General features: G+C 72.5%; 14 protein-coding genes. 13 read left to right on the top strand and 1 reads right to left on the bottom strand.

Annotated elements, in window-relative coordinates:
- The first annotated feature begins 5 nt into the window (after window positions 1–5).
- The 13 genes from AA0Y20_RS01690 (at window position 6) to AA0Y20_RS01630 (ending at window position 15,397) form a co-directional block, all read left to right on the top strand.
- A complete protein-coding gene (locus AA0Y20_RS01690) occupies window positions 6–869 on the top strand; it encodes an ABC transporter ATP-binding protein (RefSeq protein ID WP_412936927.1) in 864 nt (287 codons plus the stop codon).
- Entirely contained in the window at window positions 866–1,756 is an 891-nt protein-coding gene (locus tag AA0Y20_RS01685; protein WP_412936925.1) for an ATP-binding cassette domain-containing protein, read from the top strand. Before AA0Y20_RS01690 ends, AA0Y20_RS01685 begins: the two co-directional genes overlap by 4 nt.
- Window positions 1,753–3,042 carry an alpha/beta fold hydrolase gene (locus tag AA0Y20_RS01680; protein ID WP_412936923.1) on the top strand — a complete coding sequence of 430 codons (1,290 nt, stop codon included), beginning with the start codon at window positions 1,753–1,755 and terminating at the stop codon, window positions 3,040–3,042. The genes AA0Y20_RS01685 and AA0Y20_RS01680 overlap by 4 nt, the downstream gene beginning before the upstream one ends.
- Window positions 3,039–4,481 (top strand): aminopeptidase P family protein, encoded by a 1,443-nt coding sequence (locus tag AA0Y20_RS01675; protein ID WP_412936921.1) that lies wholly within the window; start codon window positions 3,039–3,041, stop codon window positions 4,479–4,481. The genes AA0Y20_RS01680 and AA0Y20_RS01675 overlap by 4 nt, the downstream gene beginning before the upstream one ends.
- Window positions 4,478–7,231 carry a beta-L-arabinofuranosidase domain-containing protein gene (locus AA0Y20_RS01670; RefSeq protein WP_412936919.1) on the top strand — a complete coding sequence of 918 codons (2,754 nt, stop codon included), beginning with the start codon at window positions 4,478–4,480 and terminating at the stop codon, window positions 7,229–7,231. The genes AA0Y20_RS01675 and AA0Y20_RS01670 overlap by 4 nt, the downstream gene beginning before the upstream one ends.
- Complete coding sequence (locus AA0Y20_RS01665) at window positions 7,228–8,130, top strand: dihydrodipicolinate synthase family protein (protein WP_412936917.1); 903 nt, start codon at window positions 7,228–7,230, stop codon at window positions 8,128–8,130. The genes AA0Y20_RS01670 and AA0Y20_RS01665 overlap by 4 nt, the downstream gene beginning before the upstream one ends.
- A gap of 61 nt (window positions 8,131–8,191) precedes the next feature.
- Window positions 8,192–9,193 carry a proline racemase family protein gene (locus AA0Y20_RS01660; RefSeq protein ID WP_412936915.1) on the top strand — a complete coding sequence of 334 codons (1,002 nt, stop codon included), beginning with the start codon at window positions 8,192–8,194 and terminating at the stop codon, window positions 9,191–9,193.
- On the top strand, window positions 9,190–10,170 hold the full coding sequence (locus AA0Y20_RS01655; protein WP_412936914.1) for an ornithine cyclodeaminase family protein: 981 nt from the start codon (window positions 9,190–9,192) through the stop codon (window positions 10,168–10,170). Before AA0Y20_RS01660 ends, AA0Y20_RS01655 begins: the two co-directional genes overlap by 4 nt.
- A complete protein-coding gene (locus AA0Y20_RS01650) occupies window positions 10,167–10,877 on the top strand; it encodes a GntR family transcriptional regulator (protein ID WP_412936912.1) in 711 nt (236 codons plus the stop codon). The genes AA0Y20_RS01655 and AA0Y20_RS01650 overlap by 4 nt, the downstream gene beginning before the upstream one ends.
- On the top strand, window positions 10,874–12,040 hold the full coding sequence (locus tag AA0Y20_RS01645; RefSeq protein WP_412936911.1) for an NAD(P)/FAD-dependent oxidoreductase: 1,167 nt from the start codon (window positions 10,874–10,876) through the stop codon (window positions 12,038–12,040). The genes AA0Y20_RS01650 and AA0Y20_RS01645 overlap by 4 nt, the downstream gene beginning before the upstream one ends.
- Entirely contained in the window at window positions 12,037–12,345 is a 309-nt protein-coding gene (locus AA0Y20_RS01640; RefSeq protein WP_412936909.1) for a (2Fe-2S)-binding protein, read from the top strand. The genes AA0Y20_RS01645 and AA0Y20_RS01640 overlap by 4 nt, the downstream gene beginning before the upstream one ends.
- Complete coding sequence (locus tag AA0Y20_RS01635) at window positions 12,342–13,880, top strand: FAD-dependent oxidoreductase (RefSeq protein ID WP_412936908.1); 1,539 nt, start codon at window positions 12,342–12,344, stop codon at window positions 13,878–13,880. Before AA0Y20_RS01640 ends, AA0Y20_RS01635 begins: the two co-directional genes overlap by 4 nt.
- Window positions 13,877–15,397, top strand: coding sequence for an aldehyde dehydrogenase (NADP(+)) (locus AA0Y20_RS01630; RefSeq protein WP_412936906.1), 1,521 nt, complete (start codon window positions 13,877–13,879; stop codon window positions 15,395–15,397). The genes AA0Y20_RS01635 and AA0Y20_RS01630 overlap by 4 nt, the downstream gene beginning before the upstream one ends.
- Before the next feature lie 198 nt (window positions 15,398–15,595).
- Here AA0Y20_RS01630 and AA0Y20_RS01625 read toward each other — a convergent pair whose 3' ends face one another.
- Window positions 15,596–16,465 (bottom strand): MurR/RpiR family transcriptional regulator, encoded by an 870-nt coding sequence (locus tag AA0Y20_RS01625; protein ID WP_412936904.1) that lies wholly within the window; start codon window positions 16,463–16,465, stop codon window positions 15,596–15,598.
- Window positions 16,466–16,495: the final 30 nt, after the last annotated feature.

Genomic DNA, 16,495 nt, shown 5'->3' with positions numbered 1-16,495 from the left:
TGCCGATGACGGACGACCTCTTGCGCGTCGACGACCTGACCGTGCAGTTCCGCACCGCCGGCGGCACCGCCCGCGTCGTCGACGGTCTGAGCTTCGCGATCCCGCGCGGCGGCGCTCTCGGCATCGTCGGCGAGTCGGGATCGGGCAAGTCGATGACGAGCCTCGCGATCATGGGGCTGCTGCCGAAGGGGGGAAGCGCGTCGGGTGCCGTCACCTTCGACGGACGCGATCTGCTCACCCTTCCCGGACGCGAGATGCGGCAGGTCCGCGGCGACCGGATCGCGATGATCTTCCAGGATCCCCTGTCGTCGCTGAATCCCTACTACACGGTCGGCACGCAGATCGCCGAGGCCTATCGGTCGCACCGGTCGGGCGTCTCGCGGCGCGAGGCGCGGCGGGTCGCGATCGAGGCGATGGAGCGGGTGCACATCCGGGATGCCGCGAAGCGCGTCGACCACTACCCGCACCAGTTCTCGGGCGGCATGCGTCAGCGGATCATGATCGCGATGGCTCTCAGCATGGAGCCCGAGCTGATCATCGCCGACGAGCCGACCACGGCCCTCGACGTGACGGTGCAGGCGCAGATCCTCGATCTGCTCGCCGAGATCCGCCGCGACACGGGGGCCGGTCTCATCCTCATCACCCACGACCTCGCGGTCGTCAGCGAGGTGACCGAGCAGATCGTCGTCATGCGAACCGGCCGCATGGTCGAGCGCGGCAGCGTCGAGGAGGTCTTCAGCGACCCGCAGGAGGAGTACACGCGGCGGCTGCTCGACGCGGTACCCCGCATCGACGACGCCATCGGCGAGCTGCGCACGACCGACATAGCGATCGTGCCGGACAGCGAGATCGAGGAGGAGACGGCATGACCGACCAGACCGCGCCGCTGTGCCGTGCGACGGGCCTCGTGAAGGAGTTCGCGAGCCCGGGCGCGACGATGTTCTCGCGCAGCAGCCGCTTCCGCGCCGTGGACGGCGTCGACCTCGACATCCGGCGCGGCGAGACCCTCGCCCTCGTCGGCGAGTCGGGTTCGGGCAAATCGACTGCCGCGCGGCTGATCGCCCGTCTCATGGACACCACGGCGGGGACGGTCGAGTTCGAGGGGCGGGACGTCACGCACCTGCAGGGCCGCGACCTCCTCGCGTTCCGCAGCGATGTGCAGGTGATCTTCCAGGACCCGTACTCGTCGCTCAACCCCAAGCACACCGTCGAGCGACTCGTGACGGCACCGCTTCGGTACCAGAACCGGAAGATCCCGGGCGGGGCGCGCGCGTTCACGCGGTCGCTCATGGATCGGGTGGGGCTCAACCCCGACCATTCCGACCGGTATCCGGCGCAGTTCTCGGGAGGCCAGGCGCAGCGCATCGGGATCGCCCGGGCGCTCGCGGTCGGTCCGAAGATGGTCATCTGCGACGAGGCGGTGTCGGCGCTCGACGTCTCGGTGCAGGCACAGGTCATCAACCTCCTCACCGCGCTGCAGCGCGACGAGGGATTCGCATACCTCTTCATCGCGCACGATCTGGCCGTCGTCCGCCAGATCGCGACGCGCATCGCCGTGATGAGCCGGGGCTCGATCGTGGAGACGGGCGACCGCGACCGCGTCTTCGAGAGCCCGCAGCACGAGTACACCCGCACGCTGCTCGCGGCGGTGCCCCGCATCAACCCCGAGTGGGACCGCCGACGGCGCGCCGCCGAGAAGGCTCGCCGGGCCCGTGCGGCAGCCGCGGCATCCGACACCCAGACGGAGGCGTCATGACGACCGAGTACCACCTGCCCGGCATCCGCGTCGCGGAGCGTCGCATCGAGGTTCCGCTCGACTGGAGCGCCGGCACGGCGGCAGCGGGGACGATCGAGCTGCTCGTGCGCGAGCTCGTCGATCCCGACCGGGCGCGTGATGAGCTGCCGCTCCTCGCCTTCCTGCAGGGCGGGCCGGGTGGCTCGAACCCCCGGCCGCTGCGACGCGACGGGTGGATCGACGAGGCGTTGCGCGACTATCGCGTGGTACTCGTCGACCAGCGCGGCACGGGAGGCAGCACGCCTCTCGAGGCGGTCGACGTGGCTGCGCTCGACGCTGCGGCCGGTGCCGACCTGCTGGCTCTCCACCGGGCCGACTCGATCGTCCGCGATCTCGAACACGTGCGCGAGACGCTGTACGGGGGGCGGCGGTGGGCCACGCTCGGACAGAGCTACGGCGGCTTCCTGACCCTGACGTACCTGTCGCTCGCGCCCGAGGCGCTGACGGCGTGCTACGTCTGCGGCGGCATCCCCGGCACGCCGCCGCGCGCCGCGGAGGTCTACGCCCGCACCTTCGACCGGGTCGCGGCGAAGACGGCCGAGCTGTACCGGCGATTCCCCGAGGACGCCGAGGCGATCGCGCGCATCGCCGACCGGCTCGCCGAGGGCGACGTGACGCTCCCCGACGGCGACGTGCTGACCGTGCGGCGCTTCCAGTCGCTCGGCATCGACCTCGGGATGAAGCCCGGCCATGAGCGCCTGCACTGGCTCGTCGAGAGGGCGTTCGCGCGCCCGGGACGGCTGTCGGAGGCGTTCCTCGCCGACGTCCAGTCGCTCAGCTCCAGCGCGGGGAACCCGCTGTTCTGGACCCTGCAGGAATCGATCTACGGCGACCCGGCCAGCGGGCCGACCGCGTGGTCGGCGCAGGCCGAGCGCGACCGCCGCCCCGAGTTCGACGAGGACCGACGGCCCCTGCTGTTCACGGGCGAGATGGCCTTCCCGTGGATGTTCGACGAGGTGCGGCTGCTGCGCGGGTTCCGCGATGCCGTCCACACGCTCGCCGGGCGCCGCGACTGGACGCCGCTGTACGACCTCGACCGGCTCGCGGCCAACGACGTGCCGCTGGCCGCTGCGGTGTACTTCGACGACATGTACGTCGATGCGGGGCTGCAGCTCGAGACGCTCGCGCGCATCGGCAACGCCCAGCCGTGGGTCACGAACGAGTTCGAGCACGACGGCATCGGCTCGGGGCGCACGTTCACGCGACTGCGCGAGCTGGTCCGCGACCGTGGAGGAGAGAAGCGATGACCGCTGCCGAGACCGCCCGCCCGCCCTACGCCGGCACGCGGTATCCGCGCCTGGCGCAGGTGCCGGCGTTCACCGAGTTCGTCTCGCGCGGCTGGGCCGACGTGCCGACCCGACCGCAGCTTCCCGCGGGCGCCGCGGCGGCGGCATCCGCTCATCGGGATCGACTCAGCGCCGCGCTTCCCGGCCGGGTGATCGTCGCGGCGGCCGGGCACGCACCCGTCCGCAACGACGATGCGCACTACGGCTTCCGCGCCGACAGCGGCTTCGTCTGGCTGACGGCCTGCCAGGTCGAGGGGGCCGTGGTCGTCCTGTGGCCCGTCGCCGGCGGGCACGACCCCGTGCTGTACCTGCCGCCGCCGTTCCGCCCGGGTGACGCCGGCTTCTTCTCCGATGCCAACCACGGTGAGCTCTGGGTCGGTCCGTCCGCGGGCCTGCCCGAGTGGGCCGACGCGCTGGGCATGACCGTCGAACCGCTCTCGGCGCTCGAGCGGTGTCACGGCGAACTGCGGGGAGCCTCGGCCGCCCGGTCGGCGGCGGCGCTCGCCGCCGAGGTGAGCGCCGAGGTCTCGCCGGAGCTCGAACGCGCGCTCGCCCGGCTGCGCATGGTGAAGGACGCCTGGGAGATCGGTCAGCTCCGGGAGGCCGTCGACGCCACGGTCGCGGGTTTCGGCGCGGTCGTCGCCGAGGTACCGCGAGCCATCGCCGAGGGCCTCGGCGAACGGTGGCTGCAGGGGACCTTCGACCGGCATGCCCGCACCTACGGCAACGGACCCGGTTACTCCACGATCGTCGGGTCGGGCGCGCACGCGCCGATCCTGCACTGGGTGCGGTGCGACGGAGAGATCGTTCCGGATGCCGCGCTGCTGCTCGACATGGGCGTCGAGGCCCGGTCGCTCTACACCGCCGACGTCACCCGAACGGTTCCCGCGAGCGGCGCCTTCTCGCAGACCCAGCGCGCCGTCCACGATCTCGTCGAGAGAGCGCACCGCGCGGGACTCGACCGCATCCGTCCGGGCGTGGAGTACCTCGACTTCCACTTCGCGGCCATGGAGGTCATCGCCCAGGGGCTCCACGACTGGGGCCTGCTCCCGGTGTCGGTCGACGAGGCCCTGTCTCCGGAAGGACAGCAGCATCGCCGATATCTCGCGTGCGGCATCGGTCATCACCTCGGACTCGACGTGCACGACTGCAGCCAGGCGCCGTACGAGGACTACATGGCGGCGGCGCTCGAGCCGGGTGTCGTCATGACGGTCGAACCGGGACTCTACTTCCATGCCCACGACCTGACCCTGCCGCCCGAGCTGCGCGGCATCGGCGTGCGCCTCGAAGACGACGTCCTCGTCACCGACACGGGCTCCGAGGTGCTGTCCGCGGCGCTGCCGATCTCGGCGGGCGACGTCGAGGCGTGGACGCGCGCGCAGTGGACGGGCGAGCGATGACGGATGCCGCACCCCGCGCGGTGCCGTTCCCGCACGCTTCGGTGCGGCTGGGGCAGGCGAGCGCCTTCGCCCCGGCACGCGACCGGATGCTGCATCTCGCCCGGGTCTACCCGATCGATCGGCTCCTCGCGGTCTTCCGCGCCGCCGCCGGACTCGACACCCGCGGGGCCGAGCCGCCCGGCGCGTGGGAGGGATTCGGACACCCGGCCGAGGAGCCGTGGGGCGAGCACGACTACCCCGGGCGCGAGGCCGCGCAGACGGCGAACCTGCTGCGCGGGCACTACACGGGTCACTTCCTGTCGATGCTCGCGCTCGCGGCCGCGGCAGAAGGCGACGACGAACTCCGATCGCGAGTGGACGAGCTCGTGGCAGGCCTCGCCGAGGTGCAGCGGGCGTTCGCCGCCACGGGGCGGTACTCGCACCCCGGGCTTCTGTTCGCGACGGGTGAATGGCAGTTCGCCCGGCTGGAGCATCTCGCCCCCTACGGCGAGATCTGGGCGCCCTACTACACGTGTCACAAGCTCATGGCGGGCCTGCTCGACGCGTACGAGCTCGCCGGCAACGAGCAGGCGCTCGACGTTGTCACGGCGATGGCGCACTGGATCGCGGGACGCCTCGAGAAGCTCGACCACGAGCATCGTCAACGCATGTGGTCGCTCTACATCGCGGGCGAGTTCGGCGGCATGAACGAGACGCTCGCGCGGCTCAGCGCCCTCGTCGACGAGCCGCGCTTCCTCGCGGCCGCGCAGGCGTTCGATCAGGGCGACCTGCTCGACGCGGCGTCGTCGGGGCGCGACATCCTCGACGGGATGCACGCCAATCAGCACCTGCCTCAGCTCGTCGGCTACGTGCGCGAGTACGAACTGACGGGCGAGCGGCGCTACCTCGCCGCGGCGATCGGCGTGTTCGATCAGATCGTTCCCGGACGCATGTACGCGCACGGCGGCACCGGGGAGAACGAGCTGTGGGGCCCGCCGCGCACGGTCGGCGGCGACATCGGGCGCCGCAACGCCGAGACGTGCGCGACCTACAACCTGGTCAAGCTCGCAGAGACGCTGTTCGCGCACACCCTCGAACCGCGCTTCCTCGACTACGCCGAGCGTGCACGCCAGAACCACATCCTCGGCTCGCGACGCGCCGTCGACTCCGACGAGAGCCCCGAGGTGACGTACATGTTCCCGGTGCACGCCGGAGCGCTGCCCGAGTACGACAACGTCGGAACGTGCTGCGGCGGCACCGGGCTCGAGAACCACGTGAGCCATCACGCCGGGATCTTCTTCCGCGACACCGGGACGCCGCCGGGACTGTGGGTCGCCCGCTATACGCCTGCCGAGCTCCACTGGGACGACCGCGGGGTGCGCGTCGACATCGACCAGGAGCATCCGTTCGCGGAACAGGTCACGCTGCGGGTCCGACCGGTGGCCGACGGCCCCGTGCGGCTGGCGGTGCACCTGCGCATCCCGGACTGGGTCGCGGGCGCGCCCGAGATCACGGTCGACGGAGAGACCGTCGGAGCCCACCCCGTGCCGGGCGGTTTCGTCACGATCGAGCGGACCTGGCGAGGCGACGAGCGGATCGTCCTCACGCTGCCCGCCGTGCTCCGATCCGAGCCGACGATCGACGATCCGGCGCTGCGCGGCCTGAGGTACGGGCCGCACGCGCTCGTCGCGCGGGACGATTCGACGACCACGCTCGAACGGGCATGGGCTGCGCGTCGGATGCCGGGAGGTGCGACCCGAGCCGATGTCGTCGATGTCGGCGCCGCGCTGGCCGCGGCCGGCGCCGTGCCGATCGCCGGGCTGCGTCACGAGCCGGTGTGGAACGGTTCCGACGAGCGGTATCACCTGTACTCGCGCACGGTCGATCGGACCATCGGGTTCGCGGGAGTCGAGACGGGGGTGCCCGCGCGGCGCCGCCCCGACGGCACCACGCTGATCGACACGCTCTGGGCCGAGCCCGCGCCGCGGGACGACGCCGATCTGCTCGACCGCCTCGTCGCGGTGTGTCGGGGCGGAACGGCGGAATTGCTCGTGAGCGCGTCCGAGGCCCGCGCCGTCATCGGAGCGGCGCTCGACGCCGGCATCGGGGCGGGGGCCGGATCGCGGGGCTCCGCGGATGCCGCGCGCCGAGCGCGGGAGTTCATCGGTGCGCTCGCCACGACTCCGGATGCCGCCATGCCGCCGACCGTCGACATCGTGGTCTCACCTGCGCCGGCGGCGTCGGGATGGTTCACCGCCTCGCCGACCGTCGAGGTGCGGGCGACCGGCGCGACGGGCGATCGGTTGCGACGCGAGCTGCGGATCGGCGACAGCCCCTGGCGAGCTGCTGACGGCCCCGTCGTCGTCGACGGCGAGGGTGTGGTCCGGGTCGAAGCGCGGGCCGTCGACGCGGACGGCCGATCGAGCGTCGTCGGCCGCGAGCTCGCGATCGACACCGAGCCGCCGCGGAGCGAGGCGCGGGTGAAGCAGCTCGGCTCCGCCGTCGAGATCACTCTCGTCGCGACCGACGACGTCTCCGGCGTCGACGGCATCCGATGGGAGGGGGAGGGGACGTTCTGGGCGACGTTCCAGGAGGCCTTCGTCCGCGCACTGACCGATCGCGAGCAGGTGATCGAGTTCGCGGCGACCGACCGCGCCGGCAACGAGGAGGCCCGTCACCGACTCACTCTTCCGCCCGCCTCGAAAATGGATACCATTGCAATTGCACTGACATCGGCGCCTGACATCGCCAGATCGGAGAACGACTCATGACCGACCGCAAGCCCTGGCACGGCGTCAACCTCGCGACCACCCTGCCGTTCCACGACGATCTCTCCGTCGACTACGACGCGTACGCCGAGCTCGTCCGCTTCACGACGCAGAACGGCGTGACGGGAATCATCCCCAACGGCTCGCTCGGCGAGTATCAGACACTCACCGAGGACGAGCGCAAGCGCGTCTTCCTCACCGCGGTCGAGGCCGCCCCCGACGCGGCCGTCATTCCGGGCGTCGGAGCCTACGGCGCGCTGGAGAGCGTCCGCTTCGCCGAGCACGCCGCCGAGAACGGCGCCCCCGCCGTCATGCTGCTGCCCCCCAACGCCTACCGCGCGAGCGACGACGAGGTCGTCGACCACTATCGCCGGGTCGCGGCCGTCGGCCTGCCGATCCTCGCGTACAACAACCCGATCGACACGAAGGTCGATCTGCGTCCCGACCTGCTCGCTCGTCTGTTCGACGAGGGGCTCATCGTCTCGGTCAAGGAGTTCTCGGGCGACGTCCGCCACGCGTACGAGATCCGCGAGCTCGCTCCGGGCCTCGACATCTCGATCGGATCGGATGACGTCGTGTTCGAGCTCGGCCTCAACGGTGCCGTGGGATGGGTGGCCGGCTACCCCAACGCGATCCCCGCCGCGACGGTCGAGCTCTACACGCTCTCGACCTCCGACGACCCGCAGGACTGGGTGCGCGCTCGCGAGATCTACCGCGACCTGCATCCGCTGCTGCGCTGGGACTCGAAGACCTGGTTCGTCCAGGCGATCAAGCTCTCGCAGCAGGTCGCCGGTGTCCTGACCAGCACCACGACGCGTCCGCCCCGCCTGGCTCTGCCCGACGAGGTCGCCGCGCGTATCATCGCCGACACCGAGGCCGTGCTCAGCAAGGGCTACCGCTGATCCGCGGCCCCGGCTCTCGCTGACCCGCCCGCCCCGCCGCCGACGATCGAAAGGCTCCCGCATGCGTACGACGCGCGTCTTCCACGCCGTGGACTCCCACACCGAGGGGATGCCGACGCGTGTCATCGTCGGCGGCGTCGGCACTCTGCCCGGCGCCACGATGGAGGAGCGGCGCCAGCGGTTCATGGCGGAGAACGACGGGCTGCGACGCCTGCTGATGAACGAGCCGCGGGGTCACAGCGCGATGAGCGGTGCGATTCTGCAGCCCCCGACCCGGCCGGATGCCGACTACGGCGTGCTCTACATCGAGGTGTCGGGGTGTCTGCCGATGTGCGGGCACGGCACGATCGGGGTCGCCACCGTCCTGGTGGAGACCGGCATGGTCCCGGTCGTCGAGCCCGTCACGACGATCCGGCTCGACACCCCGGCGGGTCTCGTGGTCGCCGAGGTCGAGGTGTCGGAGGGGCACGCCGAGCGGGTCACCATCCGCAACGTGCCCTCGTTCGTCGTCGGGCTCGGCCGGACGGTCGACGTCGAGGGCTTCGGCCCGGTCGCCTACGACCTCGCCTTCGGTGGCAACTTCTACGCGATCGTCCGGCTCGACGATCTCGGTCTGCCGTTCGAGCGGTCGCGCAAAGACGACCTCTTGCGGGCCGGACTGGCCATCATGGCGGCCGTCGACGAGGCCGACAGCCCCGTTCATCCGGTCGACGGAACCATCCGCGGCTGCCATCATGTCTACCTCGAGGCGCCCGGCTCGACGGCACAGCACTCGCGGCACGCGATGGCGATCCACCCCGGCTGGTTCGACCGGTCGCCGTGCGGAACCGGCACGAGCGCGCGGATGGCGCAGCTCCACGCCCGCGGCGAGCTTCCCCTGCACACCGACTTCGTGAACGAGTCGTACATCGGCACGTCGTTTACCGGACGCCTCGTCGAACAGACCGACGTCGCCGGCATCCCGGCAGTCATCCCGACGATCACCGGTCGTGCGTGGGTCACCGGGACGGCACAGTACATGCTCGACCCGAGCGATCCGTTCCCCGAGGGGTTCGTCCTGTGACCGCGGCACCCGTCGGGGTCCGGGTCGTATCGGCGGCCGACATCGAGCGCGCCATGACCCCGGCTGCGGCGGTCGAGGCCGTCGTCACGGCGCTGCGGTCGGGGCTCGATGTCGAAGCCGATCACGAACGCGTCTTCGCGCCGCTGACGGCGGGCGACTTCCTGCTGATGCCGTCGGAGTCACCGGATGCCGCCGGCATCAAGGTCGCCACGATCGCGCCCGGCAACACGCGGCTCGGGCTGCCGAAGATCAGCGCTTGGTATCTGCTGTTCGACCGCGAGACGCTGCAGCCCACGGCGATCGTCGACGGGACGCGGCTGACGACGCTGCGGACGCCCGCCGTCACCGCCGTCGCCGTCCGCGGCCTGCTCGCCGCGGACCCGCGCGGGGCCCGGCAGCGGATCGACCGTCTCGCCGTGCTCGGCTCGGGCCCCCAGGCGATCGAGCACGTCGCGACGCTCGCCGCGGTCCTGCCCATCGGCGAGGCGGTGCTCATCGGGCGCACGCCCGAGCGGGTCGAGCGCGCGGTGCAGATCCTGCGCGACCGCGGGATCGACGCGCGGGCCGGCGCGCTCGCGGACGCCCGCGACGCGGATGTCGTCGTCACGGCGACGTCGTCGAGCACGCCCGTCCTCGACGTGGACGACATCGCGCCGGGCGCGGTCGTCGCCGCCGTCGGCGCACACGGACTCGACCACCGTGAGCTCGGCGCCGACCTCGTCCGGGCGGCCGACGTCGTCGTCGAGGCCCGCGCCTCGGCCGTGCGCGAGAGCGGCGACCTCGCGGGCGCGGCAGCCGGCGGCCCGCCCCTCGCCGAGCCCGCGAACCTCGTCGAGCTCGTCACCGGCGGGGTCGTTCGCCGGCCCGGAGCGCCCGCGGTCTACACCGGCGTCGGCATGGCCTGGGAAGACCTCGCCGTCGTGCAGGGGATCATGGAGGTCATGCGGCGGGGGTCCGCACCGGAGGAGACGACATGAGCACGCCCGAGTTCCGCAACGTGGTGCGACTGGACAAGCAGCCCAGCATCCGGTCGACCGTCACGCGCGCCCTCCGCGCCGCCGTCATCAGCGGCGAGCTGCAGCCCGGCCGTGTGTACTCCGCCCCCAGCCTCGGCGAGCAGTTCGGCGTCTCGGCCACGCCGATCCGCGAGGCGATGCTCGATCTCGCCCGCGAGGGGCTCGTCGTCACGATCCCCAATCGCGGCTTCCAGATCACCGAGGTCTCCGAGCGCGACCTCCGCGAGGTGACCGAGCTGCGGCTGATGCTCGAGCCGCCCGCCGTCGAGCGCGCGACCCCGCTCATCCCGGCCTCCGCGCTGCCCGGCCTCCGGCGCAAAGCCGCCGACATCGTCGCGGGTGCTCAGTCGGGCGATCTCGTCGAATACCTCGCTGCCGACAGCGACTTCCACCTCGCGCTGCTGCAGTACGCCGGCAACGGCCGGCTCGTCGACCTCGTCGCCGGACTGCGCTCGCAGACGCGCCTGTTCGGCCTGGCGAACCTGCATGAGCAGGGTCGGCTGGTCGCATCGGCCCACGAGCACGACCTCATGCTCGACGCGATCGAGGCGGGCGACGCCGAAGGGGCGCGCGACCTCGTGTACCGCCACATCGAGCACGTGCTGACGGACTGGTCGGGCGAAGCCCCGGCACGCTCGGATACCGCGGCCGGCGGTGTCGGCACGTGACGGAGCGTCCCGGACGACCCGACGTCCTCGTCATCGGAGCGGGCATCGTCGGAGCCGCGGTCGCCCGCGCGGCCGCGGAGGCCGGCTTCTCGGTGACCGTCGTCGAGCGCGGAACGATCGCGGCCGGCACGACGAGCCGGTGCGAGGGCAACCTCCTCGTCTCCGACAAGGAGGTCGGGCCCGAGCTCGAACTCGCCCTGCACTCGCAGCGCATCTGGCGCGGTGAGCTCGCCGAGCACGCCTCGCGATGGGAGTTCGAGGCCAAGGGCGGGCTCGTCGTCGCGGCGAGCGAGGGCGGCAAGACGGCCCTCGATGCGCTCGCCGAACACCAGCGCTCCCTCGGCATCCGAGCCGACGACGTCCCCGACATCGCGGCGCTCCACGACATCGAGCCCTATCTGAACCCCGCCATGGCGGGCGGGGTCTTCTACCCCGACGACGCCCAGGTGCAACCCGTGCTCGCCGCACACCACCTGCTGCGACTCGCGCGCGACCGCGGGGCGCGACTGCTGACGGGTGTCACGGTCACCGGCATCCGTACCCGCGCCGGTCGTGCGATCGGCATCGACTCGAGCGCCGGCGTCATCGACGCGGGCGTCGTCGTCAATTGCGCGGGTCCCTGGGCGGGCGAGATCGCCGCGCTCGCCGGCCTCGAGCTGCCCGTCCTGCCGCGACGGGGCTTCGTGCTGGTGACGGAGCCCGTGCCGGTGACGGTGCGGCATAAGGTTTACGCCGCCGAGTATGTGCAGAACGTCGCGTCGTCGGATGCCGGGCTCCAGGTCTCATCGGTCGTCGAGGGGACTCCGAGCGGCACGATCCTCATGGGCGCGAGCCGCGAACGCGTCGGGTTCGACGCGTCGTTCTCGGCCGAGGCGGTCGGACGGGTCGCGCGCGCGGGCGCCGAGCTGTTCCCGGTGCTCGCCGACGTGCAGATCCTCCGGACGTACTCGGGCTTCCGGCCGTACTGCCCCGACCACCTGCCGGTCATCGGCCCCGACGCGCGTCTCCCGGGACTCTGGCACGCCGCCGGACACGAGGGGGCGGGCATCGGACTCTCCGTCGGCACCGCCGCTCTCATCGTCCAGGCGCTCCGCGGGGAACCGACGGACCTTCCGCTCGACGCCTTCCGGCCCGAGCGCTTCGCCGAGCAGGTCGCGGCATGAGCGCGGACATCACCGGCGTCGACAGCTTCAGTTTCGACGGGGCACCGGTGCCGTTCCGGCCCGGTCAGACCGTCGGCGGTGCCCTCGCGGCATCCGGCATCGTGTCGTGGCGGACCACGCGGGGAAGCGGCGAGCCCCGCGGGCTCTTCTGCGGCATCGGCGTCTGCTACGACTGCCTGCTCAGCATCGACGGGCAGCGCTCGCAGCGCGCCTGCGTCACTCCCGCACGCGCGGGGCAGGATGTGCGCAGCGACGACCCCGACGCTCCGCTCCCGGTGCCCGCGCCCGAGGGGGCCGAGTCGTGAGCGTCGAGGATCGCGCGGTCGCAACGAGGCGTGCCGAAGGTGCCGCGGGTGCCGTCGACCTCGCTGTCGTCGGAGCCGGCCCCGCGGGGCTCTCGGCCGCCGTCACCGCCGCCGAGGCCGGCCTGCGGGTCGTGCTCGTCGACGCGGGTGCACAGACGGGCGGCCAGTACTGGCGGCATCCGGACGAGCGGCACCTCGGAACGTTCGCCGAACCCGAGCACACGGGGCACCATCACTGGCAGCACTATCGCGGACTGCGTGATCGGCTGCACCGTCAGGTCGAGGCCGGAGCGATCGTCCACCGCACCGAGCGGCAGGTGTGGCGGATCGATCGCGAAGCGGGGCACGGCTTCCTGCTGCGGACGACCGCGGTGGCTGGCGCGGATGCCGCTGCGCCGGCCGATCGCGCCATCCGCGCCGCGCGCGTCGTGCTCGCACCCGGCGCCTACGACCGTCAGCTGCCCGTGCCGGGCTGGACGCTCCCCGGCGTCATGGCCGCGGGCGGTGTGCAGGCGATGCTCAAGGCCAACCAGGTCGCGGCCGGGCGCCGCGCCGTGGTCGCCGGCACCGGGCCGTTCCTGCTGTCGGTCGCCGCAGGACTCGCGCGGGCGGGTGTCGAGGTCGTCGCCGTCTGCGAGGCCAATGCGCTGTCGCGCTGGGCGGCCACGCCGCTGCGTGCGCTCCAGGAGCCGGGCAAGCTCTTCGAGGGGGTCGGCTACGCGGCGACCTTCGTCCGCGAACGCGTCCCGCTCCATACCCGCACCGTCGTCACGGCGGTCGCGGGGGAGGGGCGCGTGACCGGCGCGACGATCGCCCGAGTGGATGCCGCCGGGCGGGTGCGACCGGGTACCGAGCGCACCGTCGACGTCGACCTCGTCGCTTTCGGCTGGGGCTTCACCCCGCAGATCGAGCTCGTCGTCGGCGCCGCGGCGGAGACCCGCATCGACGTCGACGGCTCACTGGTCGCGGTCGTCGACGCCGACCAGCGCACGAGCGTGCCCGGTCTGTACGCCGCCGGCGAGGCGACCGGCATCGGCGGAGCCGTGCAGTCGTGCGCCGAAGGCGAGCTCGCCGCTCTCGCGGCGGCCGTCGACGCGGGGCTCGCGGTGCCGGCCGCGACGGCGCGGCGTCTGCGGCGCCGGATCGCTCGAGGGCGGAGCTTCGCGATCGGGATGCACCGGGCGAGTCCCGTTCCCGAGCAGTGGGCGACCTGGCTCCGCGACGACACCGTCGTCTGCCGGTGCGAAGAGGTTCCGCTGTCGGCCGTCCGCACCACCGTGACCGACCTCGCCGCCGACGACGCGCGGGACGTGCGCGTGACCGCACGCCCGGGCATGGGCATGTGCCAGGGGCGGGTGTGCGGCTTCGCGCTCGCGTGTCTCGTCGAGCAGGAGACCGGGCGACCCCGGCGACCCGCCGACGTCGAGCCCCTCGTCCGCCGGCCCATAGGCACGCCCATCCGCGTCGCGGATCTCGCCGCGCTCGCCGATCTCCCCGACTCCGCAGACCTGTCTCCCCGGAAGGAAAGCTCATGACCACCGCTGCATCCCCCGCCACGGCGACGCCCGTCGCCGACACCCCCATCGCCGAGGTCGACGCGTTCGTCGGGCTCGCCGCAGGCGCGTCGGCGGACTGGCGCGCGGCGTCGATCACCGTCCGGGGCGAGGCACTGCGCGCCGTGGCCGACGGGCTCGACGCGCGCGCCGACGACCTGGTGCTCCTCGCCGGCCGCGAGACGAACCTCGCCGAGCCGCGGCTGCGCGGCGAGCTCAAGCGCACGACGTTCCAGCTGCGCCTGTTCGCCGATGTGCTCGCCGAGGGATCGTGGCTCGATGCTCGCATCGACCACGCGGTCGCCGACTACCCCATGGGGGCGCCGCGTCCCGACATCCGGCGTCAGCTCGAGGGCATCGGCACGGTGCTGGTGTTCGCGGCGAGCAACTTCCCGTTCGCCTTCTCGGTCGCCGGTGGCGACACCGCCAGTGCGATCGCCGCGGGCAACGCCGTGGTGCTCAAGGCCCACCCGGGGCATCCGCACCTGTCGCAGCTGACGGGCGAGATCGTCACGGCGGCCCTCTCGGCGGCGGGGGCACCCGCGGGTGTCTTCACGGTCATCCACGGGACGGATGCCGGGGTGCACGCGCTGCGGCATCCCGAGGTCCGTGCTGCAGCGTTCACCGGGTCGATCGCCGGCGGCCGCGCGCTGTTCGACATCGCGATGTCGCGGCCCGAGCCGATCCCGTTCTACGGAGAGCTCGGCAGCGTGAACCCCGCGTTCGTCACGCGCGGCGCCGCCGAGTCGCGGGCCGTGGAGGTCGCCGAGCAGTTCGTCGCCTCGGTCACCGGCAGTGCGGGGCAGCTGTGCACGAAGCCGGGGCTGCTCCTCGTTCCGGCGGGGTCGGGCGTCGTCGACGCCCTCGCCTCGATCGTGCTGCCGGAGCCCGCGCCGCTGCTCAACGACTCGATCGCCTCAGGCTTCCGTCGCGCGCTGGACGCCGCCGCGGGGCATGACGGGGTCGACGTGCTCGTCGGTTCGCTTCCCGCGGTAGATGACGCCGGCTCAGTGCCCCCGGCGCCTTCGGCTGCGCCGGCGCCCGCGCTGCTGCGGACGACCGCGGCGGCCGTCATCGCCGACCCCGACGCCCTGGTGTCGGAGATGTTCGGCCCGGCGGCGCTCGTCGCCGAGTACGACGACGAAGCCCAGCTCGTGGCCGTCGCGAAGCTGCTCGACGGTCAGCTGACGGCGACGATCGTCGCCGAGGAGGGCGATGCCGTGGCCCGCGAGCTGCTTCCTGTGCTCGCGACGAAGGCCGGCCGGGTGCTGTGGAACCAGTGGCCGACCGGCGTCTCGGTGACGTGGGCGCAGCAGCACGGGGGCCCGTACCCCGCGACCACCGCGGTCGGGACGACGTCGGTCGGGACCGCGGCGATCACCCGTTTCCTGCGGCCGGTGGCGTACCAGAACGTCCCCGATGCGCTGTTGCCCGCCGCGTTGCAGGAGGCCAACCCGCTCGGCATCCCTCGCCGCGTCAACGGCATCCTCCACCCCTGACCCCCCGCGCCCCCTTCCCCCGTCGACTCGCCACGAAATGCGGATGCCGGCACCCCCGCATCCGCATTTCCTGGCGACTCGACGGAATGGGCCCCGTCCGGCCCAGCCAACCCATACGTTGAGTCGCCACGAAATGCGGATGCCGGCACCCCCGCATCCGCGCTTTCTGGCGAGTCGACGGGCAGGGGACGGGGCAGGTCAGCGGGCCAGGTGCTGAGTGTTGACGGCGGCGCGGGTGGCGCTGAGGGCGGCGTCGAGGTCGGGGTAGCGCAGCTGGGCGACCCGGATGAAGACGAAGTCGGCGACGGCGAGCTGGGCCATCCGGCTCGCGAGCGCTGCAGCGCGCAGCGTCGCCTCTCGGGCCGGGGTGCGCAGGGTGGCGGATGCTGCGGCGGCGAGGGGCGATGCGGTGTCGTTGGTGATCGCGACGGTGAACGCTCCCGCGCCGGAGGCGATCTCGACGGCTCGCAGCACATCGATCGTGCCGCCGCTGAACGAGAACGCGATCGCGGTGGTGCGAGCGTCCGCGAGCGCGGCGTGCACGAGCTGGACGTGCGTGTCGTGGGAGCTCAGGCACATGATGCCGATGCGCTGCAGCTTCTGGGCGAGGTCGGCCGCGGCGAGGCCCGAAGCGCCGACGCCGAAGGTCACGACCCGCTCGCTGTCGGCGATGGCGCGGGCGATGCGCTCGAGGGCGTCGAGGTCGAGCATCCGCCCGGTCTGCTCGATCGTGCGTGCCTCGTGGAACGCGACCTTCGCGACCATCTCGGCGGGCGAGTCCGACGGGTTGAGCTCGCCCTCCGCGATGTTCGAGCGCTCGAGCTCGACCGCCCGCCGCGAGACCTCCTGCGCGAGTTCGACGCGGAACGAGGGGTATCCGGCGAATCCGAGGCTCTTCGCGAAGCGCACGACGGATGCCTGCGACACCGACGCCCGTTCGGCGAGGGCGGTCACGGTCGCCGACACCGCGAAGGAGGGGTCGTCGAGAACCGCACGAGCCACCTGCACCTCGGCCGGGCGCAGACGGGGGATGATCGCGCGGGTCGCTTCGAGGACGTCGCCGTCCATGTGCCTCCTCGGGAAGTCGGTTCAGTCTTC

This window comes from Microbacterium pratiae (assembly GCF_047302165.1).
GTDB lineage: Bacteria > Actinomycetota > Actinomycetes > Actinomycetales > Microbacteriaceae > Microbacterium.
The sequence above is the reverse complement of the archived record's forward strand: the minus strand, read 5'-3'. Positions and strand labels throughout refer to the sequence as shown.